Source organism: Alistipes muris (assembly GCF_943193205.1).
GTDB classification, from domain to species: domain Bacteria; phylum Bacteroidota; class Bacteroidia; order Bacteroidales; family Rikenellaceae; genus Alistipes; species Alistipes muris.
The window spans coordinates 1-24409 of record NZ_CALPDD010000016.1 but is presented as its reverse complement, the minus strand read 5'-3'; the positions used below and the strand labels follow the sequence as shown (position 1 = coordinate 24409).

The 24409-nt window shown below is 61.8% G+C and carries 16 protein-coding genes; 12 read left to right on the top strand and 4 right to left on the bottom strand.

Annotated elements, in window-relative coordinates:
- Positions 1–546: 546 nt before the first annotated feature.
- Complete coding sequence (locus NFR47_RS08440) at positions 547–3438, bottom strand: putative LPS assembly protein LptD (protein ID WP_251215139.1); 2892 nt, start codon at positions 3436–3438, stop codon at positions 547–549.
- A gap of 323 nt (positions 3439–3761) precedes the next feature.
- Here NFR47_RS08440 and NFR47_RS08435 point away from each other — a divergent pair, with 323 nt between their 5' ends.
- From NFR47_RS08435 to NFR47_RS08380, 12 genes are all read left to right on the top strand, one after another.
- Complete coding sequence (locus NFR47_RS08435; protein WP_251215138.1) at positions 3762–4892, top strand: N-acetylmuramoyl-L-alanine amidase family protein; 1131 nt, start codon at positions 3762–3764, stop codon at positions 4890–4892.
- A 76-nt stretch (positions 4893–4968) separates the two neighbouring features.
- Entirely contained in the window at positions 4969–5979 is a 1011-nt protein-coding gene (locus NFR47_RS08430) for an MlaD family protein (RefSeq protein ID WP_251215137.1), read from the top strand.
- Positions 5980–5982: 3 nt separating this feature from the next.
- The gene (locus NFR47_RS08425; protein WP_251215136.1) at positions 5983–8469 is read left to right on the top strand and encodes an endonuclease MutS2; all 2487 of its coding nucleotides are present in this window, start codon (positions 5983–5985) and stop codon (positions 8467–8469) included.
- 135 nt (positions 8470–8604) lie between these two features.
- Entirely contained in the window at positions 8605–10974 is a 2370-nt protein-coding gene (gene alr, locus NFR47_RS08420) for an alanine racemase (RefSeq protein WP_251215135.1), read from the top strand.
- Positions 10974–11684 carry an SAM-dependent methyltransferase gene (locus tag NFR47_RS08415; protein ID WP_251215134.1) on the top strand — a complete coding sequence of 237 codons (711 nt, stop codon included), beginning with the start codon at positions 10974–10976 and terminating at the stop codon, positions 11682–11684. The genes alr and NFR47_RS08415 overlap by 1 nt, the downstream gene beginning before the upstream one ends.
- A gap of 64 nt (positions 11685–11748) precedes the next feature.
- Positions 11749–12354, top strand: a complete 606-nt coding sequence (locus NFR47_RS08410; protein WP_251215133.1) for a nucleotide exchange factor GrpE — start codon at positions 11749–11751, stop codon at positions 12352–12354.
- 4 nt (positions 12355–12358) lie between these two features.
- Positions 12359–13516 carry a molecular chaperone DnaJ gene (gene dnaJ, locus NFR47_RS08405; RefSeq protein ID WP_251215132.1) on the top strand — a complete coding sequence of 386 codons (1158 nt, stop codon included), beginning with the start codon at positions 12359–12361 and terminating at the stop codon, positions 13514–13516.
- 160 nt (positions 13517–13676) lie between these two features.
- Positions 13677–14123, top strand: a complete 447-nt coding sequence (locus NFR47_RS08400; RefSeq protein ID WP_251215131.1) for a hypothetical protein — start codon at positions 13677–13679, stop codon at positions 14121–14123.
- Position 14124: 1 nt separating this feature from the next.
- Positions 14125–16086, top strand: a complete 1962-nt coding sequence (gene mutL / locus NFR47_RS08395) for a DNA mismatch repair endonuclease MutL (protein ID WP_251215130.1) — start codon at positions 14125–14127, stop codon at positions 16084–16086.
- A 42-nt stretch (positions 16087–16128) separates the two neighbouring features.
- Positions 16129–16728, top strand: coding sequence for a rhomboid family intramembrane serine protease (locus NFR47_RS08390; RefSeq protein WP_251215129.1), 600 nt, complete (start codon positions 16129–16131; stop codon positions 16726–16728).
- Position 16729: 1 nt separating this feature from the next.
- Positions 16730–17869: an endonuclease/exonuclease/phosphatase family protein gene (locus NFR47_RS08385; RefSeq protein ID WP_251215128.1), complete on the top strand. Its 1140-nt coding sequence runs from the start codon at positions 16730–16732 to the stop codon at positions 17867–17869.
- Between the two features lie 14 nt (positions 17870–17883).
- On the top strand, positions 17884–18333 hold the full coding sequence (locus NFR47_RS08380; RefSeq protein WP_251215127.1) for a NanQ anomerase/TabA/YiaL family protein: 450 nt from the start codon (positions 17884–17886) through the stop codon (positions 18331–18333).
- A 67-nt stretch (positions 18334–18400) separates the two neighbouring features.
- On the opposite strand, the gene NFR47_RS08375 is transcribed toward NFR47_RS08380, so the two are convergent.
- The 3 genes from NFR47_RS08375 to NFR47_RS08365 all read right to left on the bottom strand — a co-directional run.
- Positions 18401–19588: an FprA family A-type flavoprotein gene (locus tag NFR47_RS08375; protein WP_251215126.1), complete on the bottom strand. Its 1188-nt coding sequence runs from the start codon at positions 19586–19588 to the stop codon at positions 18401–18403.
- Positions 19589–19740: 152 nt separating this feature from the next.
- Positions 19741–21357, bottom strand: a complete 1617-nt coding sequence (locus NFR47_RS08370; protein ID WP_251215125.1) for a RagB/SusD family nutrient uptake outer membrane protein — start codon at positions 21355–21357, stop codon at positions 19741–19743.
- Between the two features lie 22 nt (positions 21358–21379).
- Positions 21380–24409: SusC/RagA family TonB-linked outer membrane protein (locus NFR47_RS08365; RefSeq protein ID WP_275557001.1), on the bottom strand; the 3030-nt coding region annotated here is incomplete at its 5' end.

Sequence of the window (24409 nt, the reverse complement as noted above, 5' to 3'; positions counted from 1 at the left end):
CGACCGAAGACGGATGCCGCCATTTTCACCGTGCAAAAGCTCTTTGGTACTTTCTTGCACAAGAAAGTACGAGAAAAAAAGAGACTTGCGAGTTGTTCGTAAAGGTTTCGGTGCCGGAATAGATTCTGAGCGTAGCGAAGAATGACCTTGTATTAGATTCTTCGTCGGTCTTGCGACCTCCTCAGAATGACAGGGAGAGGGCTCCTCAGAATAACGGGAGGTGCTCGGAATGACAGAGAGCGGAGGGGGCTTAGAATGACACCGGGATGCGGCTGAATGCTGATTAAAACGATTTATCATGCAGTTAAAACGTTTTAACAGGCGCTTGTGAATGCTCGTTTTTGTCTTTCACTTTTAATAACCCCTGCGGGGTTTTTGACTTGCCTGCGGCTTGGATGGGCGGCACCTCGGCATAGCTCAAGCAACGCTTGGCTCTGCGCTCGGTTTGCACCATCATCTGCTCGCGCTCGGCATAGCCTGCAAGCAGTCTCTGCTCTCGCTTAACCGCAAAGTTCACCTCTCACTTTCCACCTTGCCCCTTTCACCTTAGTACATGTTGTCGTACATGGACTGCGACTTGTCGTACTTGAGGTCGGAGAGCGAGGCGGCCTTGACGCCGATGTTGAAACTCCAACTGCGGTAATGCCCGAAAGGAATCCAGGAGAAAGACATCTGCCAACAATGGAGGTCGCGCGTGATGGAAATCTGCGACGTGGTGAGCTTGTTGTTCATGATGTCGTAACCGCCGCTGAACGTGATGCCGGTCTTCTCGCCGATATTGATCGAACCGTTGAAACCGATGGTCTGAGTGACGTTGCGGCGGTAACCCGTGGTGCCGTTGTTGTAGGGCGAACTCGAATAGTTGACCGCGTAGTTGAACCCGAAGTTCCAGGGAAGCGAAAAATCGTAGTAGGTCTGCGCCATATACTGCCGCCGGAGCACGGGGTCCATGGTCCCGTAGGGGTCGTAGAAGGGGTTCTGGTACTCGGGCGGGATGGAGGTGATGTCGTTCATGGCGGGCTGCGACTTGTCCTGCCGCGACCTGAACGTATAGCCGAACGACCACCCGGTCGAGACGACGCGGCCCGGGAGGCGGATTTTATTGATATGCTGTCCCTGCGGAGTGAGCCGGTAGGGGTCGAGCGTGGCCGAGAGGTTGAGACCGAAATTCTTGAACAGCGTGGTGCGCAGCGACACGGAGATGTTCGACAGCCCCATCGAATCGGCGAGGAAGTTATAGGACCCGCTGATGCGCAGCTCGTCGATGAGCTTGATTTTCCGGATGCCCGAGGTGTCGCGCTTGGAGAGCACCTTCATTTCGAGGTTCTGCGAGAGCGAGAAACTCAGCGCCATGGAACGGCCCGACGAGGGGACCGGATAGGCGTTGCCGGAGTAGGGCGAATAGGTGGTGAAACGGCCCGTGGAGTCGACCTGCCGCGTGCGGTAGTAACCGTATTTCTGATGGCCGAAGTCGGGCGCGTAGGAGAAGCCGAACGACGGGCTGAGGGTGTGGCGGATCGCCTGGATCTTGCGGTTGCGGTTCTTCTTGGTGAAGTCGTACATGCCGTAGACGGTGGTCGACGCCGAGACGCTCGCCCCGTAGTTGTAAAGGCGGTAGAACCCGTATTGCTTGGTGGTGTCGGTCTGGTTCGTGACGGGGTTCCAGTCGAGCAGCGTGCGCTTGAAGAACCACTTTTCGGAGTAGTTGACCGAGGGCGAAATGTTGATGTAGTTGAAAAGGTTGAACGACGCCGAAACGGGCAGCGTGTGCTCGATGCCGTTGCGCATGTTGTCGAGCGTCTCCTTGGTGAAAATCTTGCTTTCGGTGGTGGTCACCGAGTTGGTCATCTTACCCGTATACTGCATTGAAATCTTCTCGTACCAGCGCTCCTTGCCCTGCCGCTCCTTGCGCTTGAACGGGTAGATGCGCGAGACGTTGAACACCACGGTCGGCAGGGTGACGGAGAGGGTTTTGTTCTGCGAGTTCTGCGACACGGCCATGTTGGCCGAGAGCGAGAACGGCGTGCCGGCCCAGTTCTTCGAGTAGGAAATCGAGGAGTTGGTCTGGGTCGAGAGCATGTCGTTGAGGTTGGTGGCCGAATAGCGGTTGTAGCCGCTGGTAGCGAAGTTGACCGACGCGGAGAAGGTCGACCCGGGGTTGGCCTTGGGGTCCTGCGAGTGGGTCCACTTGATCTGGAAGTTGCTCTGACGCAGGTAGTCGGCCTCGCCCTTGCTGCCGATGCGGACCTTGGAGTACTGCATGTCGAGGTTGCCGCTGTACTTGTAGCGCTTGATGTAGCGCGATGCAGCGGAAGCCTCCCACGACCCCAAACTGTATATGCCGCCCCGGATGGCCAGGTCGGCATAATCGCCCAGGGTGAAGTAATAGCCCAGCCCGCGCAGGAAGAAACCCTTGGTGTACTCCTCGCCGTAGGTGGGCATCAGCAGACCCGACTTGGGACCCATGTTGATGGGGAAGAAACCCTCGGGGATGCCGAGGAAGTAGATGGGCACGTCCTCCATGACTAAATAGGCGGGCCCGGTGACGACCTTCTTGCCGGGGATGACCTTGGCCTTGGTCATGGCTAAGTAGAAGTGGGGATGGTCGGTGTGGTCGCAGGTGGTGTATTTGCCGTTCTGGATGTTGACGGTGTTGTCGGCCATCTTCTTGACGCTTCCGCCCACAAGCCAGCCGTCGCCCTGCTGGGTGGCCACGCCCTTGATTTTGGCCTTCTTGGAGGTGAGGTTGTAGGTGATGGTGTCCATCTGATAGGTGGCCGAACCCTCGGTGAACTCGGGCTTCGTGACGACGGGCCGTCCTTCCAGCGTGTCGGGCTTGCCGTAGGCGTAGATCAGCTTGGAATCCATGTCGATCTGCATGTAGTCGGCCTTGAGGTTGCTGTTCTGGTAGGTGACGTCGCCTTGGTTGTAGATGTAGACCTTTTTGCTGCGCAGGTCGTAGACCAGCGAATCGGTATTCTGACCCGTGATGGGGTCGTCGAGGAACGGCTGGGCCGGACGCGGCCCGGCGGCGGTGTCGGCAGACTGTCGGCGGAGCGTGTCGGCGGAGCGGAGCGAATCGGCCTTGAACGCCACGAGCGAATCGAACTGCGCCCCGGCGATGGAATCGCGCACTTCTTGCGGCAGGGCGTTGAAGCGTCCGCGGCGGCGGGCTTCTTCGCGGGCGGCCCTGCGCTCGCGGCGGGAGGGGACGGGGTCGTTACCCTCTGAAAGCCGCAGGGTGCTGTCGGCTTGGGTGCGGAGCGTTTCGGCCGGGCTTTCGTCCGAAAGGGGGCTGCCGGCTGACATTTCGGCGGGCGCGAGGGTATCGGCCGCGGAAAAGCCCGCCCGGTACGGTGCCGCGGAGCCGAAAAACGACTGCGCGAAGACCAGCACGGCGGCTGCCGACAACAGATATTTTACCCTCGGTTTGACCAAAATGTCGAAAAATTTCCGTAACTTTGCCGACAAGTCGGCAAAACCGCCCGGAACGTGGTGGCAGGGCTTTCCTGCGCCGTTTTCGGGCGTGGCAAAGATACGAATAAGCGAGGGCAAAAGCAAGTTTACTTGCATTTTGCCGAGCGGAAGTATCTTCGGCCAAGTCAAAGATACGAATAAGCCAAGCGGAATGCCAAATTTATTTGGGCATTGCCAAGGCGGGAGTATCTTCTATAAAGATACGTTGAGTGCAGAAATAGGCCGGAGGTTCGATTATGCCGGAACGAAGTATCTGAGACGAAGACGAAGTACGAAAACAAAGTATGCGCGCGCGATATTTCACGATACTGCTTGCAGCGGCGGCGGCTTTTCTGACCGAAGCCGCCACGGCGCAGAACACCCCCTGCGGAATCCGGGTGGTGGTCATCGACCCGGGACACGGGGGCGACGACCCCGGTGCGCACTATTTCGGGACCGATGAGAAGACGCTGACGCTGACGGTGGCGCTCAAGCTGGGCCAACTCATCGAGGAAGGGATGCCGGGGGTGAAGGTGGTCTACACGCGCACGACCGACAAGGCGCTGGCCCCGACGAAGATAGAGGACTTGCAGGCCCGGGCCGACATCGCCAACCGGGCGGGCGGCGACCTTTTCGTCTCCATCCATGTCAATGCGGCCAAGGAAGCGTCGGCGCGGGGCGTGGAGACGCTGGTCATGGGCGAGAGCACCAAGGAACAACGCTACAACGAGGACGCCCTCTACGAAAACAACCGCGACGACCTGATCGACATGTCGGACGAGCGCACGGCGGCCATCGTGCGGGCCTATATCCAGAACCTGCAGTTCACCTACGGCGAGTACAGCCTGGCTATGGCGCGCTTCATTCAGAGCAACTACGTCAAGACCGGGCGCCGTTCGCGCGGGGTGAAGCCCCAGCTGCTGCGGGTGCTCTATGCGACGGACATGCCGGGCGTGCTGACCGAAATAGGGTTCCTGTCGAACCCCAAGGAAGCGGTCTATCTGAAATCCGAGGCGGGGCAGGATGAGATTGCCCGCTCGCTGTTCGTGTCGGTGAAGAACTATTCGGACTACGTGTTGGAGACGCGGCGGCGCGCGGAGGAGGAAGCGGCGCAGGCGGCCCCGAAACCCGCTCCGAAGCCGGAGCCGGCACCGGCACCGTCGGACGATGCGGCGGCGAAACCGGAGAAGAAGACCGGAGCGCATTTTGCCATACAGATTCTGTCGAGCAAGAAGACGGTGGCTTCGGATTCGCCGGAATTCAAGAACTACCGCGGCAAGGTGCGCGAATACACCGCCGACGGGGAATTCCGCTACAAGTACTGCGTCTGCGAATGCGACACCAAGGCGGAAGCCCAGCAGCGCATCGACGAAGTGCGCAGGACATTCCCGGGAGCGTTCATCGTGCGCTGCAAGGGAGACAAGATAGCAAAATAGGGATAAGCCGGGCGCAGAGCTTGTTCGAGCTATGCCGGGGCGGAAAAAGCAATAGGAAAATAAACAGGAAAAGAATATGAAAAGAGAAGTGAAAATCGGGTTGTTCGCCGTGGCGATGATCGGTGCGGCGTGGGCCGGAATCCGGTTTCTGAAAGGATTCGACATCTTCAGCCGCAATGCGGAATACTATGCGGTCTACGACCAGGTGACGGGGGTGCAGACCGCGTCGCCCATCCTTGTCAAAGGAGTGAAAATCGGTACCGTGTCGGCTATCACGTTCGACCCGGCGCGCAGCGACGAAGTGGTGCTGCAATTCACCATCAAGCGTGCCTACCGCATTCCGACCGATTCGGAAGCCAAGATTGTGAGCAACTCGCTGATGGGTTCCAAGGCCATCGAAATCAATTTCGGCACGGCGGCGACCTATTTCGAGCGGGGCGACACGATTCGCTCGGGCCGCGACCGCGACCTGATGGACATGGCGGGGTCGGAGCTCGATTTCGTGAAGCAGAAGATTTCGCAGGTGACGGCCGACCTGTCGCGCACGCTGACCGACGTGAGCCGACTCCTGGAAGACAACAAGGCGAACATCGACGGGACGCTCGGCCACCTGAATTCGCTGTCGGGCAACATGAACGACCTGCTTGCTTCGGAGAGCAGGAACCTCAAGTCGACGGTCGACAACCTGACCCGCTTTTCCGAAATGCTGGGCAACAATGCCGGGCGCGTCGACAGCATCGTGGGCAGCCTGGGCCGGGTGGCGACGACCCTCGACGAGGAGCAGTTCGCCCGCAAGCTGACGGCTTCGGTGGCCACGCTCGACGAGCTGATGCGCAAAATCGGCGAGGGCGAGGGAACGCTGGGCAAACTCGTCGAAGACCCGGCGCTGTACGATTCGCTGACCGTGGCCACGGGCAACCTGTCGGCGCTGCTGGCCGACGTCAAAGCCTATCCGGCGCGCTATGTGCATCTGTCGCTTTTCGGCCGCGACCCGGAGAAGATGAAGGAGCGGGCCGAGCGCCGCGAAGCCAAGGCTGCGGCCAAGGCCGAACGCGATTCGCTCCGGGCGGCGCAACGGGCCGAATAAGCGATGATCTATCCGCCTACTTTCGAGCAGAAAATCGGGTTCGACCGCCTGCGGGAGCAGGTGGCGGCGCTGTGCACGATGCGCGCGGCCCGCGGACTGCTTGCGGCCGAGGGCTTCACGACCTCGGTGCGGGAGATTGTGCGGCGGCTGTCGCTGGCCGACGAGATGCGCCTGCTGCTGGAAATGAACCCCGATTTCCCGGGCGGCGACTACCCCGACATGGACCATGTGGTGGCCAAACTGCGGGTCGAGGGGGCGTTTCTCGATGTCGAGGAGGTGGTGACCCTGCGCCGGGCGCTGGCGATGGTGGGCCAGCTGGTCGCCTTCATCGGAGCGCGCGGCCAACAATATCCTGCACTCTATGACCTTACGCGAGGGGTGGAAGCCTTTCCGGCCATCGTGCAGCGAATCGACGCCATCATCGACCCGTTCTGTGCCGTGAGGGACGGCGCGTCGCCCGAACTGGCCGAAATCCGGCGGGCCATCCGCGAACGCGAGGGCCAGGCGGCCAAACGCCTGCAGCAGGTGCTGGCCGCGGCCAAGAGCGCCGGAATCGTCGACGCCGACGCCCAGCTGTCGGTCCGCGACGGCAAGACCGTCATCCCGGTTTCGGCGGCCAACAAACGCAAGCTCAACGGCTTCATCCACGACGAATCGGCCACGGGACGCACGTTCTATGTGGAGCCTGTGGAGGTGGTGGAGCTGAACAACGAACTGCGCGAACTGGAATATGCCGAGCGCCGCGAAATCGTCCGCATACTGACCGAATTCACCGAGACGGTGCGCCCCGACGTCGAACTCATCGCCGCTTCGGGCGACTATCTGGCCGAGGTGGACATGCTGCGGGCCAAGGGCCGCTGGGCCTCGGCGAACGGCTGTGTGAAGCCCATCGTCTCGACCGACGACCGGCTGGTGCTCAAGGATGCGCGCCATCCGCTGCTGCAACAGACCCTGCGGGCGCAGGGGCGTGAAATCGTGCCGCTGAACATGCAGCTCGACAAACGCAAGCGCATCCTGGTCATATCGGGCCCCAATGCGGGCGGCAAATCGGTCTGTCTGAAGACTACGGGCATCGTGCAGTACATGTTCCAATGCGGATTTCCGGTGCCTGCGTCGGAAATATCCGAACTTCCGGTCTTCGGCTCGATATTCATCGACATAGGCGACGAACAGTCCATCGACAACGACCTGTCGACCTACTCGTCGCACTTGGTGAACATGAAGAACATGCTCTCGGGTGCGTCGGACCGGACGCTGGTGCTCATCGACGAGTTCGGCTCGGGCACGGAGCCCACCATCGGCGGCGCCATAGCCGAGGCGATTCTGGAACGGCTGCTCGAACGGGGGTGCTACGGCGTCATCACGACCCACTATGCCAATATCAAGTACTACGCGGCCAGCACCGACGGAATCGCCAACGGCGCGATGACGTTCGACGTGCAGCACATCCGGCCGCTGTTCCGGCTCGAAACGGGCAAGCCCGGCAGTTCGTTCGCCGTGGAAATCGCCCGCAAGATAGGACTGCCGGAGGAGATTATCCGCTCGGCGGCGGAAAAGGCGGGGTCGGAACACATCAACCTCGAAAAGCAGCTGCGCGAAATCGCGCGCGACAAACACTACTGGGAGCAGAAGCGCGACCGCATCCGCCTGACCGACCGCAAGGTGGAGGAGCTGGAACAGAGCTATGCGGAACAGCTGGCCAAAATCCGCGCCGAACGGCAGGAGATACTCAAAAAGGCCAAGCAGGAGGCGCAGGCCCTTATTGCCGATGCCAACCGCCAGATAGAGAACACGATACGTACCATCCGCGAGACGCAGGCCGAAAAGGAGACTACGCGGCTGGCACGCAAGGAACTCGACGATTTCCGTGCGGCGGCCGAGCAAGCCGACGCGGCGGAACGCGACGCGGAGATAGCCCGCGAAATCGAACGCATCGAACGCCGCCGCCAGCGCCGGGCCGAACGCAAGGCGCAGCGCGGAGAAGCGGCAGCGCCGGGCAGCGCCCCCGAACCGCCGAAGAAACGCGAGGTGGAGGCGGGCTCGAAAGTGAGGATGCTGGGACAGGAGATGGTCGGCGAAGTGCGCGCGGTGAAAGGCAAGAAAGCGCAGGTGGCATTCGGGCAGATACTGACGACCGTGGACAAAGCGCTGCTGACGGTGGTCTCGAACAACGAATACCGCGAAGCGACGCGCCCGACGACGGTGCGCACCGTCGTTTCGGCCGACATATCGGCCCGCAAACTTGCGTTCCGCGATCACATCGACGTGCGGGGCATGCGCTCCATCGAAGCGCTCGACGCGGTGCAGCAGTTCATCGACGACGCGCTGATGGTCGGCGTGAGCTCGGTGACGATTCTCCACGGCAAGGGTACGGGAGCGCTCAAGGAGGAGATACGCCGCTATCTGCGCACGGTGCCCGAAGTGGAGTCGGCCGTGGACGAACATGCCGACCGGGGCGGGGCAGGCATCACGGTGGTGACCTTGGCGTAGGCCTTTTTCTGCGTATTGCAAAACAAAACTTATCCGCCCGGGTTCGGCCCGCATCTTTGATGCGCCCCCCCCCGCAGCCGACCCGGGCGAACGGCAAACGAACAACACGCTTCCGAAGCAAGAAACCTTAGAGGTATGGAATACAGACTTTCGCGGATAGCCGCCCTGTGCGGCGGGAAATTCCGGGGCTGCGACACCGAAGTACGCTCGGTGGTGACCGACAGCCGCTCGCTCTCGTGCGAGATGGGCCGGAGCCCGATGTTCGTGGCTCTGCGCGGAGCCAACCACGATTCGCACCGCTTCATCCGGGAGATGTACGAACGCGGCGTGCGGGCCTTTCTGGTCGAACACGAAGTCGACATGCTGCCCGACTGCGGCTATGCAGTGGTGGAGAACGCCATCGGAGCCTTGCAGACGCTGGCGGCCTATCATCGGGCGCAGTTCAAGGGCACGGTGGTAGGCATCACGGGCTCGAACGGCAAGACCGTCATCAAGGAATGGATAGCCGAAGAACTGCCCGCGGGCATGAAGTTCTACCGCTCGCCCAAGAGCTACAATTCGCAGTTGGGGGTGCCGCTTTCGGTGCTGATGCTGGAGGGCGACGAGCAGCTGGCCATCTTCGAGGCGGGGATTTCGCAGCCCGGCGAAATGGAACGCCTGGAACGCATCATCCGCCCCGACGTGGCGATATTCACCTCGATAGGCGACGCGCACCAGGAACATTTCCTCAACCTGGAACAGAAGTGCGACGAAAAACTAATACTGGCGCGCAGCGCGTCGAAAATCATCTATCATAGCTACTACGAGCCGCTGGGGCGGATGGCGGCGGCACGCTACGCCGACCGCAAGCCCATCGACGCGGCACGCTTCCCGGAGGTGGCGGAGGCGGTCATCGGCAATGCCGCGTCGCGCCGCAACGCGCAGATTGTCGAAGCGTTCTGTGCGGCGATGGGCTACGCGGCCCCGGCCTTTTCGGCGGCGCCCCACGTGGCGATGCGGCTGGAGGTGAAGGACGGCATCAACGATTCGATCCTGATAAACGACGCCTATAACCTCGACCTCAACTCGCTGGCGCTGGCGCTCGATTACCTGCACAACGTGGCGCTGGGCCGCAGGCAGACGCTGGTGCTGTCGGACATTGCCCAAAGCGGCCTGTCGGACGACGAACTTTACAGCCGGGTGGCGGCGATGGTGACCCGCGCAGGGGTGGACTGCCTGGTGGGCATCGGCCCGAAGCTCCGGCGCTACGCACCGCTTTTCAGCTGCGACAAATCGTTCTATGCCTCGACCGACGAGTGCATCGAGCGGCTGGGCCGCGATGCGGTGGCGGGGCGTGCGGTGCTGCTGAAAGGGGCCCGCGACTACCGTTTCGAGAAGCTGGCCCACGCGCTGTCGCGGCAGAGTCATACGACGGTGCTGGAAGTGGACCTCGACGCGATGATGCGCAACCTTAACTATTTCCGCTCGAAACTCCGCTTCGGGACGAAGCTGGTGGCGATGGTCAAGGCCGGAAGCTACGGGACGGGCGACTTCGAGGTGGCGCAGCTGCTTCAGCACCAGGGAGTGGACTACTTAGCGGTGGCGTTTGCCGACGAGGGGGTGCTGCTGCGCGAACGGGGCATCACGATGCCCGTTGTGGTGCTCAACGCCGATGCCGACAGCTTCGAGCTGATGATTGCCAACCGGCTGGAACCGGAAATATACAGCTTCCATTCGCTGGAAGCCTTTGCGGCGGCTGCGACCCATGCGGGCGAAAGGCACTATCCGATTCATGTGAAGCTGGACACGGGAATGCACCGGCTGGGATTCGTCGAGGAGGAAATCGCGCCGCTGGCCGAGAAACTGGCGACGATGGGAGAAGTTAAGGTCGCGACGGTTTTCTCGCACCTTAACTGCTCGGACATGCCCTGCGAAGACGCCTACACGCACGAACAGATAGCCCGCTACGACCGGATGAGCCGGACGCTGGCCGACGCGCTGGACTACCCGGTCATCCGCCACACGGCCAACTCGGCGGCGATAGACCGCTTTCCGGAAGCGCAGTTCGACATGTGCCGGCTGGGGCTGGGGCTTTATGGCTTCGGGTGGCAGCACAACGCGGGTCTGCAACCCGTGGCGACGCTCAAGACACGCATCGTACAAATCAAGCATCTGCCTGCGGGCGACGCGGTGGGCTACGGCCGGGCCGGAAAACTGACGTGCCCGACCGTCACGGCGACCATCCCGGTGGGCTATGCCGACGGACTGGACCGCCACTTGGGCTGCGGCCGCTGGTCGGTGCTGGTGGCGGGGTGTCCGGCGCCGATAGTGGGCCGTATCTGCATGGACAGCTGCATGATAGACATCACGGACATCGAGGGGGTTCGGGAGGGCGACGAAGCGGTCATCTTCTCGCCTGTGCCAGGCAACGACCTCGAAACGATGGCCGAAGTGCTCGACACGATTCCTTATGAAATCATGACCTCGGTCTCGGCACGGGTGAAGCGAATTTATCTGAAAGAATAGTGAAAGGAACCCTATACCTGATTCCCTGTCCGATTTCGGACGAGACGGCGCCGTGGGACGTACTGCCTGCGGCGAACAAGGCCGTGATGGACGGGCTGGACTACTTCATTGTGGAGAACACCCGCACGGCCCGGCGCTTCCTGTCGAAAGCGGGCGTGGCGCGGCCTATCGACGAACTGGAATTCCGCGAGCTGAACGAACACACAGCGGCGGGCCGCGAAGTCGAAGAACTGATAGCGCCGCTGCTGGCGGGCCGCTCGGCGGGTGTCATTTCGGAGGCGGGTGTGCCGGGCGTGGCCGACCCGGGGGCGCTGGCGGTCGAAGCGTGCCATCGCCACGGCATCCGGGTGGTGCCGCTGACGGGCCCGTCGTCGATTGTCCTTGCGATGATGGCTTCGGGGCTCAACGGCCAGTCGTTCGCGTTCAACGGCTATCTGCCCGTGAAGCCGCCCGAACGGGCGCAGGCGATCCGGCGGCTGGAACGGCGGGCCCGCAGCGAGGGGCAGTCGCAGATGTTCATCGAAGCGCCCTACCGCAATGCGAAGCTCATGGAGCAGCTGCTGCAGGTGCTCGCGCCTGCGACGCGGCTGACGCTGGCGATGGACCTGACGGCGCCGGGCGAATTCATAGCCACCTGCACGGTGGAGGAATGGCGGCGCAGCCGGCTGCCCGAAATGCAGAAGCGCCCGGCGATTTTCATCGTCGGCTGACGCGCCGGGGGCTGGTATGCAATTTGTGCGAATAATAGGCGGAAATACCGAAAAAACAGATACCATGAAAGACAAAAAGGCTTATAACGAAGCAGTTGAAGGCGACGAAAATTTCGCTGCGGGCGGCGCCGAGCCTGCGGGCGAAGGGGATTCGTGTGCCAAAGTGGCAGACGAATCCGGAGCTGCGACTGACAACCTGTCAGCCGGGGAGACGCCGCAGGAAGAACCTGCCGACGACGCCCAGGCGCAGGCCGCCGAGTGGCAGGACAAGTTCCTGCGCCTGCAGGCCGAATTCGACAACTACCGCAAACGCACGCTCCGCGAAAAGATGGAGCTGGTGCAGACGGGCGGCCGCGACGTGCTGCTGGCGATGCTGCCGGTGCGCGACGACGTGCAGCGGGCCGTGACGGCGATGGAAAAGAGCGACGACCTGGAAGCCCTGCGGGCGGGCGTGCAGCTGATTTCGCAGAAATTCACCGAAGCCCTGCGCCAGAAAGGGGTGACCGAGATAGAGGTGCTCGACAAGGAATTCGACGCCGAAGAAGCGGAGGCCGTGGCGCGCTTTGCGGCGGGCGAGGAGAAGAAAGGCCGCGTGATAGACGTGGTGCAGACGGGCTACATGCTGGGCGACAAGGTACTGCGTTTTGCAAAGGTGGTTGTAGGAGAATAGCGCCATGGCAGAAAAAAGAGACTACTACGAAGTACTTGGCGTCGCGAAGAACGCCAACGCCGACGAGATAAAGAAGGCCTACCGCAAGGCGGCCATCCAATACCATCCCGACAAGAACCCGGGCGACAAACAGGCCGAGGAGAAGTTCAAGGAAGCGGCCGAAGCCTACGACGTGCTGTCGAACCCCGACAAGCGCGCCCGCTACGACCAGTTCGGCCATGCGGGCATGAGCGGCGCGGCGGGCGGCGCCGGAGGATTCGGCGGCGGGTTCGGCGGATTCTCGATGGAAGACATCTTTTCGCAGTTCGGCGACATCTTCGGCGGCCATTTCGGCGGCGGGTTCGGCTCGTCGGGCGGCGGTCGCCGGGTGAACCGCGGCTCGGACATCCGGGTGAAGGTCAAACTTACGCTGGCCGAGATAGCCACGGGAGTGACGAAGAAACTCAAAATCAACAAGACCGTGGCGTGCGGCAAGTGCGGCGGCTCGGGCGCCAAGGACGCCAATTCCTATGCGACGTGCTCGACCTGCAACGGCTCGGGCTATGTGGTGCGGGTGGAAAACTCGTTCTTCGGCCGGGTGCAGACCCAGGGAGTGTGCCCCACGTGCGGCGGCACGGGCAAGGTCATCACCTCGCCCTGCGACGAATGCAAGGGCGAAGGCACCTTGCGCGGGCAGGAAGTGGTCGAAATCGCCATCCCGGCCGGAGTGGGCGAGGGAATGGCGCTGACGGTGACGGGCAAGGGCAACGCGGCGCGTCACGGCGGCATCAACGGCGACTTGCAGGTGCTGATCGAGGAGATACCCCATCCGGAACTGATCCGCGACGGCAACGACCTGATTCACAATCTGAACATCACGGTGACGATGGCCCTGCTGGGCGGCACGGTGGAAGTGCCGACGGTGGACGGCCGTGCGAAAATCAAGATAGCGCCGGGCACCCATGCGGGCAAGGTCCTGCGTCTGGGCGGCAAGGGCATACCGGACGTCAACGGCTATGGCCGCGGCGACGAACTGGTGGTGGTGGACATCACCATTCCCTCGAAACTCAGCGCCGAAGAAAAACGGCTGGTGGAACAGCTCTCCCAGCAGCCGGGCTTCCAGAAAGCCGAATCGGTCAAGAACCAGAACATCTTCGAGCGGATGAAGAGCTTCTTCCGATGAGGTGAAAAGTGAAAAATTTTCCTGCCGGACGCAGCGCAACATCCGCTGTTCCGGCAAGACAGATTTTTCGCTGTGCTCAGAATGACAAAGAAAAGTTCGGGCTGATTGCCGTTTGCTTTTGCGCCCGGTTTGCGCTATCTTTACAGAAAATAACAAAACCATGCTGGGTTTCACCCCATTCAAGAAACACGCGAACAGATTCAACTACATCCCGCGCTACTACGACCCGGAAAAGGAAGCGCGCGAACAGCGCCGTGCCGAACTGCGGGGCGAGCGGGCGGAAGACGCCGGGCGCGAATACCGCCCGGGCCAGTATATCCGCACGCAGCGCGAAGCCCGGGCTGCGCGGCGCACGCGCGAAGAGGAGAGGGGCCGCATGCGCATCTGGAAGATGGCGGCGGGGGCCGTGCTGGTGTTGCTGTTCATCTATCTGCTCTATCCGCGGCTGGCGGATGCTTTCCTGCGCGCCCGCACGGCGCCTGCGGCGGTGGAAACTGCGGCGCCGGACCGGGCCGAACCGCGCGACGGGCTCGACCAGTCGCACGTGAGCGACGTGGAGTGGCAGGAACAGTCCATAGTGGTGGTACCCAACGATTACGAAGAATAAGATGGCCGACCGGATCCGACTCTTACCCGAAGTCGTCGCCAACCAGATTGCGGCGGGCGAGGTGGTGAACCGCCCCGCATCGGTGGTCAAGGAGATGATGGAGAACTCCATCGACGCCGGGGCGACGCGCGTGCAGGTCAACTTCCGCGACGGCGGGCGCGACCTGATACAGATTGTCGACGACGGCTGCGGCATGTCGCCCATCGACGCACGGATGGCCTTCGACCGTCACGCGACGAGCAAGATAGCGGCGGTCGAGGACATCTATGCCCTGTCGACCTTCGGCTTCCGCGGCGAAGCGCTGGCGTCGATAGCGGCGGTGGCGCAGGTGGAGCTGCGCACGCGGCAGGAGGGCGACGACGTGGGCACGTGCACCGAAATCAACGGCGGGCAGTTCGTCTCGCAGACCCCGGTGATGTGTCCCGTGGGGTCGCAGTTCTATGTCCGCAATCTGTTCTACAACGTGCCGGCCCGCCGCCGTTTCCTGGACAAAAGCACGACCTCGGCGGCGCAGATACGGACCGAATTCCAACGCGTGGCGCTGTGCAACCCGCACATAGGTTTCGAGCTCTACTCGAACGACGCTCCGGTCTACACGCTGGCCGCGTCGTCGCTGGCCGGGCGCATCGTCGACGTGGTGGGGCGCCACATCAAACAGAACCTGCTGGAGGTCGAAGCCGACACGTCGATAGCCCGTGCGGAGGGTTTCATCGGCCGTCCGGCGGCGGCCAAACGGCGCAACACGGAACAATATCTGTTCGTCAACGGCCGCTTCTTCAAGAGCGCCTACCTGACGGGCGCGATTCTGAAAGCCTACGAAAAACTGATTCCCGAGAACTGCACCCCCTCGTATTTCCTCTATCTGACCATCGACCCCTCGCGCATAGACGTGAACGTGCACCCGCAGAAAACCGAGGTGAAGTTCGCCGACGAGGACGCGGTGTGGCAGATAGTCAACGCGGCCGTGCGCGAGACGCTGGCCAAGACGGGGGCGGTGCCGCTGATGGATTTCGACCGCGAGGGCGGGGTGGAGATTCCGGTGCTGGAGCGCGGGGCGGTTTACAGCGAACCGCGCGCGATGTCGGACGAGAGCTACAACCCGTTCCGGGAAGAATACGTCGACCCCTCGGCGCCCGAACCCGACACCGATTTCACGGGCTTCGACGTACCCTATCGTGCCGGCGGGTCGCGGGTTTCCGATGCCACGGCGGCGCCCTACGGGAGCAGCCGGACGGGGAGCCCGGGAACCGGGATTTTCGGCGGCGGATTCACCTTGTCCGACGAGGGCGAGACTTTCGAGGAGTATGTTTCGGGCGGAGTGCAGCACGCGGAGAGCGAATTGGAATTCATCCCCTCGGCCGAAGACGCCGAACAGCAGTTCCTCGAAATCGAATCGCGGCCCTCGTTCACCGACCCGCTGCCGCTGGCGGGCGGCTATGTGGCGGCGCTGCTGGGCGAACGGCTGGTGGTGGTCGACGTGCGGCGCGCGCGCGAACGCATCCTCTATGAAAACTACCTGCGGATGCTGGGCAACGGCTCGTCGGTGAGCCAGCAGCTGCTGTTTCCGGAACGGCTGGAACTTTCGGGCGACGAATACGCCCTGTTGGAAGAAAATGCGGTGGACGTGGCGGCGCTGGGCTTCGACCTGGACTATCTGGGCGACGGAGCGGTGGAGGTCAGAGGGGCCCCGGCCGACCTCCCGGCCGAGGGAATCGACCGCATGCTCTACGACCTGCTGCAAACCTTTTCGCTGCCGGTGGCGGCGGGCGACGTGCGGCGCGAGAGGATTGCGGCGGCGATGGCCCTCGGAGCCGTGCGGGGCGCCATGCGCACCCTCACGCGCGAAGAAGCCGCGGCGCTGCTGGAACAGCTCGCCGGAAGCGACAATTTCAGCTATTCGCCCTCGGGCAAGGCCATATTTGCCGAAATCCCGCCGGAAGATATACGTACCCGGCTGGGATAATCCGCCGGAAAACGCTACCTTTGCAAAAAGAGAACACCGAGCATGAACCGCTACTTTCAGACGCCCCCGGTCGTCAAGAATCTGATAATCATCAACCTGCTGGTCTTCATGGCGACGATGCTGCTGCCCGTGGGGCCGCAGATCGAGCGCTGGTGCGCGCTGTGGGTGGGGATGCCGCTTTTCCGCACCTACCAGTTCGTGACCTACATGTTCCTGCACGCCAATTTGGAACACCTGTTTTTCAACATGTTCGCCCTGTGGATGTTCGGCCGGACGCTCGAATACGAACTCGGCCCGAAACGCTTCCTGGTCTACTACATGATTTGCGGCGTGGGGGCGGCGCTGATTCAGGCCGGAATCGCGTGGGCGATGCACGAACCGATGACGCTTGTGGGCGCCTCGGGTGCCGTCATGGGGCTGCTGCTGGCGTTCGGCGTGCTGCATCCCAATGCGGTCATCATGCTGATATTCCCGCCCATCCCGATGAAAGCCAAGTGGTTCGTCATCATCTACGGCGTCATCGAATTGTTCCTCGGCTGGCGTGGCGGGGGCAACGTGGCCCATTTCGCCCATGTGGGCGGCATGCTGTGGGGCCTGCTGCTGCTCTACTGGTGGCGCCGGCGCGGCATAATCCGTTTCTGAGATGTCCGAAGAAAAATACGTCGAATACAAGGGCGGCTCGCTGCGCCGGGGACGGAGCCCGCTGATGTGGTTTCTCGACACGCTGCTTGCGCTGGCGACGCTGGGGCTTGCGGTGGTGCTGCCGATGGTCTATCTGGTCCCCTATGTGGCCCCGGCGCGCATGTGGCTCTTTCCGGTCATGGCGCTGGCGGTTCCGGCGCTCTATGTGCTGGCGGCGGTGCTGGCCTGCTATTGGATTGTGCGGTGGCGGCTTGTGCGCGCCGGACTGCTGTTGCTGCTGCTGGCCGTGGGGCTTTTCAAGGTGCCGCTTTTCTGGAAACCCCAGTTCGGACGCGTGTATGGCGAACAGAAATACGGCCGCAGTACCGTCAAGATACTGAGCTACAACGTCCGCTCTTTCTACGATGTGGAGGGCGGGAGCAGCGTGGACCAGGTGGCGGCGCTGATAGACAGCCTTGCCCCCGACATAATCTGCTTGCAGGAATTCAACCCCCGGCTGGCCGAGCTGAGCGACCGGTTCGCGGCCGTGAGCGAAAAATACCACGCGGCCCGTTTCGGGCTGCCGGCCGACAAGCGGTCGCCCCAGATGATTCTGAGCAAGTACCGCATCGTGCGGTCGGGAGTGCTGCTCTTGCCGGAATCGTCGGTATGGGCCGACCTGGCGGTGGGCGACGACACGGTGCGTGTGTTCAACAACCACCTGCGGTCGACCTCGATCAAGGCGGCCGACAACGACTACATAACGGGCCACGAATTCATTGGCGACACGGCGCGCGAGACGAAGTTCCGGAGCATAGCCGGACGGCTTCGCTACAACGGAGTGCTGCGGGCGGCGCAGGTCGACTCGATAGCGGGGGCGATGCGCGGCATGCCGCAGCGGCGTAAAATCGTCTGCGGCGACTTCAACGACACGCCGATGTCCTACGTCTATCGGAAGATGGCGCGCGGGATGAACGACGCCTTTGCCGAGTGCGGCGAGGGCTACTCCTACACCTACCGCGGATTTTTCGACATGCTGCGCATCGACTATGTGCTGGCGTCGCCCGACCTGCAAATGCTCTCCTACGAGGTGCCGCACCTCGGCTGCTCGGACCACTACCCGGTGGCCGTGCGGTTCAAGATACTGGCAGACAAGAACTAAACCCGAATACAACCATGATTTTCGATTCACTGAAAAACTACGCACGCTACGAAAACGTGCACCCGCGCATGAAGCGCGCTTTTGAATTCCTCGCCGCCACCGACTGGACCGCCATGGAGCCGGGCATTCACGAAATCGAGGGCCGCGACATTTATGCCAACGTCATGGAGCGCGAGCTCAAGAAGAAAGGCGACGCGAAGTTGGAGGTGCACGACGCCTATATCGACATTCAGCTGCTCGTAACGGGCGAAGCGGAGACTTTCGGCTGGAGCGAGCGCAAGGACCTCCGCCAGCCGCAGGGAGCGTTCAACGCGGAGAAGGACATCCAGTTCTTCGAGGACGAGCCGCAGACCTACTACACGATGCGTCCGGGGCAGTTCTCGGTGCTGTTTCCCGAGGACGGCCATGCCCCGATGGTGGGCGAGGGTGTAGTGCGCAAGGTCATTGTCAAGGTACGCCGCTAAGAATCTTCAGCGACAAGAAAAATCCCCGGAACCGAAAGGCTCCGGGGATTCTTTGTTGCGGGCGGGCTTACTGCCCGATGCGGCCGGCGATTTGCCGGGCGAGGGCCTGGCAGGCGGCGTCGGCATCGTCGGAGAAACCCTGCTTCATCTCGACGGCATCGCCGAGGGGCTCCCACTTCATGCGCTGGGCGAACTCGGCCATGCTGCGCACGGCGCATCCGGCCCAGCAGAACGACCCGAAGAAAGCGAAGTTGCGCTGCGGGATGCACCGGGCGGCGACCGCTTCGAGCAATCGGGCCACGGGCGGGAAGAGGGCGCCATTGTAGGTGGGACTGCCGACGACGAGCGTGTTGTAACGGAAGATGTCGCGCAGGACGAACGACAGGTCGCAGTAGGTGAGGTTGTGGACGGCGATGTGCCGCACGCCTGCTTCGGCCAGGTGGCGGGCCAGCCGCTCGGCCATCTGCTCGGTGTTGCCGTACATCGACCCGTAGGCGATGACCGCGCCCGGCTCGCCCTCGTAACGGCTCATGCGGTCGTAGAGGTCGAGCACCTGCGGAATCTGCTCCTGCCAGACGGGTCCGTGGGTGGAACAGATGACGGCGGGGTCGAGCCCGCGGACTTTCTGCAGCGCTTTCTGCACGGGAGAACCGTACCTGCCGACGATGGAGGCGTAGTAACGGCGCATTTCGTCCCAATAGAGCGCGGGGTCGAGCTGCGAATCGGTGATGCCGCCGTCGAGCGCGCCGAACGTGCCGAATGCGTCGCCCGAAAAGAGGGTGCGCCGCTCGGGACACCAGGTGACCATCGTTTCGGGCCAATGGACCATCGGCGCCATGAAGAACGCGAGCGAGAGCCCGCCCAGGTCGAGCGTGTCGCCTTCCTTGACTTCGAGCGCAGGACCTGCAATGCCGTAGAAGCCCTCGACCATTTGCAGGGCCTTGGCGTTGCCGACGAGCCGGATGTCGGGATAACGCCGCCGCAGGGCGTCGATCGACGACGAGTGGTCGGGCTCCATGTGGTTGATGACCAGGTAGTCGATTTTGCGGTCGCCGATTTCGCGGCGGATGTTCTCGAACAGGCGGCCGCCGAAGCGTTCTTCGACGGTGTCGACCAGGGCGATGCGCTCGCCGACGACCAGATAGGCGTTGTACGAAACGCCTGCGGGCAGGGGCCACAGGGCCTCGAAACGGGTGGTGGTGCGGTCGTTGACACCCACGTAGCGGATGCCGGGCTGGATTTCCGGGATATTCATGGCAGGTAGTTTTGTAAGGCTTGCTTGTTCCATCTGCGAAAATACAAAAAAAATCGGAGTTTGCAGTAATTTGCAGGATTTGTGCCGGAGATGAAAAAAGAGCTCCCAGGAAAGGGAGCTCTTGTGCGGATTCGGAACCGGGAGGTTCCGGATCAATAGGTTTGGCCGGCCTGGGGAGCCGCTGCGATCGGGTTGTTCGTGCAGGCGGGGTTGACGTTGGTCTCCGCCTCGGGGATGATCAACGGGAAGATGGAAGCCTCGGCGGGCAGGTTCCAGGCGACGGTCGACTCGAAGTTGGTGCCCAGCCGGTGCACCGGCTTCTTCAGGCGCATGATGTCGAACCACGATTGTCCCTCGCCCCACAATTCGATGCGGCGCTGGAACCACACGGCGTCGATGAACTCCTCTTTCGACGAGGCGGTGCAGGTGTAGGAGGGATCGCGGTAGGTCTGCACGAAGCTCTCCAGGATGGCCTTGCCCTCGGCGACCGAGCCGTTCTGGCTCAGACCTTTGGCCTCGGCCTGGATGAGCAGCATCTCCTCGACGCGCATCAAGGGAATGTCGCAGGCGTTGGTCGCGTTGTCGTAGAGGTCGTTGTAGGCGCCGAACTTCACGTTCAGGTAGGGAGCCTGCCAACCTTCCCACTCTGCGATGTTGTAGGCCGAGCCATTATAGGTGATGGCCCAAGTCCAGTCGACGTTGGGAGCCACCCACTGGCCGTCTTCGTGGACCGTGGCCCACCAACCCTTGCGGACGTCGGTGTCGGGAATCCGGCTGTAGAGTTGGCTGTTGATGTAGCGGCCCGAATAACCCGGGGAATAGCCGTTGCCGGTGAACGAACACATGTGCGCGGGGAAGTTGACGATACCCGACAGTACGACGTCGTTGGTTTCGCTGATGACGTTGCCCCACAACCAAGCGTGGTTGAAGGCGTTGAACGACGGTTTCGAGACCTCGGCGATCGAGTAGGGCAGATAGCCTTTGGCAGCCTCGACGGCATCGTCGTAGGCCTGGTCGTAGTTCTGCATCAACAGATGGGCCCGGGCGCGAAGACCGTAGGCGACCTTGCGGTTCACCTGACCGGAGACGCCCGTCTCGGGCAGGATGGCGATGGCCTCCTTGAGGTCGGAGAGGATCTGCTCGTAGACCTCGGCCACCGTGGCGCGCGGGTTGTTCTTGGCCTCGTCGTTGGTCATGGTCTCCGCAATGATGGGAACGGCGAGCTCGTTCTCGTGTCCGACGTAGGTGTACTGGTAGAGCTGCACGAGGTTGAGGTAGTCGAAAGCCCGGACGGCGAGCGCCTGGCCGCGGAAGTTGAGCGACGTGGCGTCCTCGCTCTCGGCCGGAACCGTGGCGATGACCTGGTTGGCCAGACCAAGCTGCTTGTAGAGGTTGTTCCAGATGAAGTAACCGAGCGGCGAAGTTTGCGTACGGTCGGTCATATCCTGGCTGCTGGCGAACCAGTTGTAACTGCTGTCCTCGGAAGGCATGTCCTGTCCCCACGAATCCATCATCAACATGACGGCGGCGTATCCGAAGTCGAAATGGAGCTGTCCGCCGTACCAGTCCTCGATGGCCAGGAGCTCGATCATCGAAGAGTAGAGCGAGAGGACGTCGGCCTCCAGCTTTTCGGGATTCTGCTCGTAGATCTCCTTCTTCTGGTCTTCGGTCATCGTGTCGCCCTCGGGCCTGGTGTCGAGGTCGTCGCTGCAGGCGGCGACAGCCAACGCCCCGAACGCGATTGCGATAAGCTTATAGATTGTTTTCATAATCAACGACTTGTTTTAACTGTTAGAACGTAAGGTTGATACCGCCCGAGATCGTACGGATCGGCGCGTAACGGTAGCTGCCCGCTGCGGTGTAGGACTGACGCGGGTCGAGACCCTGCCGCTTGGTGAAGAGCGCCACGTTGTCGGCAGCCATGTAGAGACGCAACTTGGAGATATGGACTTTCCGAGTCCAGCTGCTCGGCAGCGTGTAACCCAACGTGATGTTGGTGATGTCGAGGTAGTTCGAGCTGATGAGGAAACGATCCGACATGCTGTTGGTGTTGGTGTCGGACGTGTAGAGACGCGGCACGTCGGTCGAACCCGCCTCGTCGCCGATCTTCCAGGCCCTGAGGATGTCCTTGTGCCAGTTGGAACCGGCCGTCTGCGCCGTACCGGCGTGCATGAGCGACGCATAGGTGTTGTCGTAGACCTTGCCGCCCAGCTGGTAGGCGAAGGCGATCGAGAAGTCGATGCCGAAGAACTCCAGCGTGGTGCCGAAACCGCCGTAGACCTTCGGGAGGATGTCACCCGTGGTGAAGCGGTCGGCCTGGGCGTATTCCGTAGTGGCCGAGCCGTCGGCCAGGTACCAGGTCGACTGACCGTTCTCGTTGACGCCGGCGTACTTGCGCAGGTAGAGCTGGTACATCGACTCGCCCTCGCGATAGATTCTCGAACCGTCGATCCACTCGCCGCCGAGCGACTCGTCGAGCTTGATGATCTTGTTCTTGAGGTAGGTGAGGTTGGCGTTGAGCGTCCACGTAACGTTTTTAGTGCGGAAGACCGTGCTGTTCAAATCGATCTCGACACCCGAGTTGCGCACCGAACCCACGTTGGTGGGGTAGTAGGCGTAGCCGATCGAGTTGGGCGACGGCATGTAGTAGAGCATGTCCGACGTGCGACGGTTGAAATACTCCACGTTACCGGCCAGACGACCCTGCCAGAAACTGAACTCGACGCCGGCGTTGATCGAATGGCTGGTCTCCCAGGTGATGTCCTTGTTGCCCTTGTAGGAGAGTGCCGTGGCGAAGCTGCCGTCGAGTTGCGAGAGCGTGTACTGGTCGGCGTAGGGGTAGTAGTTGGTCTCGCCCGTCTGGTAGAGCAGGTTGTCGTTGCCCTGAACGCCGTACGAAGCCTTGATCTTCAACAGATCGAGCCACTCGGCACCGGAGAGGAAGTTCTCCTTGGAGAGGATCCAGCTGGCGCCGACCGAGCCGAAGTCGCCCCAACGGTGATCCTTGTGGAAGCGCGACGAAGCATCGCGACGGTAGGAACCCGAGATGAAGTACTTGCCGTCGAAGTCGTAGTTGACCTGTGCGAAATAACCCTCGGTGAAGTAATTGTCGGTATAGGAGTCGTTCGACTGCTGGCTGATGGCGTTGTTGAGCTCTACGACGTTGGGATTGAAGATCTTCTCGCGGCCGCCCTGCAGGTAGGAACGCTTCCACTTGTAAGTTTCATGACCTACGAGGATGTCGATGTTGTGCTTGTCGGCGAAAGTACCCGAGTAGTTGAGCAACTGCTGCTGGTTGAGAGCCAGCTCGCGCTTGTTGGCGACGTAGATGACGCCGCCGACCTTGGAATACTGTCCGTAGTAGGGGTTGTAGAGCCGCTGGTAACGGTAGGCCGAGAGGTCGACGCCCAGGTTGTAGGTGAACTTCAGACCCTTGTAGATGTCGACCGTGGCGTAGTAACGCGACGAGAAGTCGTCGTAGGTATAGGTCGCCTTGTCGAGTTCCCACATCGACGCGGGGTTAGAACCCGACATGAAAGTACGCTTGTAAGGCATGCCCGTCGAGGTGTCGCCGAAGTCGTACATGGTGTAACCGTGGCTGTCCTTGGCGACGGAGCCCTCGGCGTTGCGGATGTAGAGCGGATAGATCGGCGCGATCATGCCGGTCAGGTAGAAGATGTTGGCCGACGAACCGCTGGAGGTCTGGTTGGTGGGGTTGTTGTTCTCGACGTTCGAATAAGAGACGTTGGCGCCGAACTTCAACCACTTCTTGGCCTGGTAGTCGGCCTTCAGACGGGTCGAGTAACGGGTGAAGCCCGAGTTGGACATGATGCCCGAATCGTCGAGGTAGCCCAACGACGCGTAGTAGTTGATCTTGTCGGAGTTGCCCGAGATCGAAACGTTGTACTCCTGGCGCAGGTTGCCCTTGTCGAAGAGCTCGTCGTACCAGTTGTCGGGCAGGAAGAGGTAGTCGCCGTTGACGTAGCCCAAGGTGGCATTGGGGTTGAGCTTGCCGTCGGCGCCGATCAGCGTCTCGCCCTCGGGGTAGTCGAAGACGCGGTAACCCACGCCGCCTGCGCTGTTGGTATAGACATTCTTCTCGATATACTGAGCGGCCTGCTCGGGTGTGAACCCGCGGAGGAGCTGGGCGTAGGTGCTCATGGACTGGCCGACGAGCTCCATGTACTGGCCCGGGTCGGTGATGACGTCGTACTGAGGCACGGCGCGCGAGTTGGAACCCCACTTGGCGTCGACGGTGATGACCGCTTCGCTGCTCTTGCCGCGCTTGGTGGTGATGAGGATGACGCCGTTGGCTCCGCGGGCGCCGTAGATGGCCGAAGCGGCGGCGTCCTTCAAGACGGTCAGCGATTCGATGTCGGCGGTGTTGATCGACGAAATCTGTCCGTCGTAGGGCACGCCGTCGACCACGTAGAGCGGCTTGTTGCTCGCCGAGAACGAACCGATACCGCGGATGCGGACGGTGGCGTCGGTGCCGGGCTGGCCGTTCGTGCTGGTAACCTGCACGCCCGACGTAACGCCCGAGAGCGCGTTGGTAACGTTGGAAACCTGCCGTTTGGCGATGTCGTCGGTCTTGATGACGGAAGCCGAACCGGTGAAAGCCTCTTTCTTGGTTGTGCCGTAAGCCACGACGATCACGTCGTCGATGGACTGCGAATCCTCCTTGAGCTCGATGTCGAGCCAGGTTTTGCCGCCGACCGGAACGCTCTGGGTTTCGTAACCGAGAAACGAAACGGTCAGCGTAGCGTCGGCAGGAGCCGTCAAGGTGAACTTACCGTTGGAGCCGGTGGTGGTGCCTGCCGA

Bases quoted from the DNA above. Each gene is read 5' to 3' on its own strand.
- NFR47_RS08380 (WP_251215127.1), top strand. From the start codon at position 17,884: ATGATTTTCGATTCACTGAAAAACTACGCACGCTACGAAAACGTGCAC.
- NFR47_RS08430 (WP_251215137.1), top strand. From the start codon at position 4,969: ATGAAAAGAGAAGTGAAAATCGGGTTGTTCGCCGTGGCGATGATCGGT.
- NFR47_RS08435 (WP_251215138.1), top strand. From the start codon at position 3,762: ATGCGCGCGCGATATTTCACGATACTGCTTGCAGCGGCGGCGGCTTTT.
- dnaJ (WP_251215132.1), top strand. From the start codon at position 12,359: ATGGCAGAAAAAAGAGACTACTACGAAGTACTTGGCGTCGCGAAGAAC.
- NFR47_RS08410 (WP_251215133.1), top strand. From the start codon at position 11,749: ATGAAAGACAAAAAGGCTTATAACGAAGCAGTTGAAGGCGACGAAAAT.
- NFR47_RS08400 (WP_251215131.1), top strand. From the start codon at position 13,677: ATGCTGGGTTTCACCCCATTCAAGAAACACGCGAACAGATTCAACTAC.
- NFR47_RS08375 (WP_251215126.1), bottom strand. From the start codon at position 19,588: ATGAATATCCCGGAAATCCAGCCCGGCATCCGCTACGTGGGTGTCAAC.
- mutL (WP_251215130.1), top strand. From the start codon at position 14,125: ATGGCCGACCGGATCCGACTCTTACCCGAAGTCGTCGCCAACCAGATT.
- NFR47_RS08385 (WP_251215128.1), top strand. From the start codon at position 16,730: ATGTCCGAAGAAAAATACGTCGAATACAAGGGCGGCTCGCTGCGCCGG.
- NFR47_RS08425 (WP_251215136.1), top strand. From the start codon at position 5,983: ATGATCTATCCGCCTACTTTCGAGCAGAAAATCGGGTTCGACCGCCTG.
- NFR47_RS08370 (WP_251215125.1), bottom strand. From the start codon at position 21,357: ATGAAAACAATCTATAAGCTTATCGCAATCGCGTTCGGGGCGTTGGCT.
- NFR47_RS08390 (WP_251215129.1), top strand. From the start codon at position 16,129: ATGAACCGCTACTTTCAGACGCCCCCGGTCGTCAAGAATCTGATAATC.
- alr (WP_251215135.1), top strand. From the start codon at position 8,605: ATGGAATACAGACTTTCGCGGATAGCCGCCCTGTGCGGCGGGAAATTC.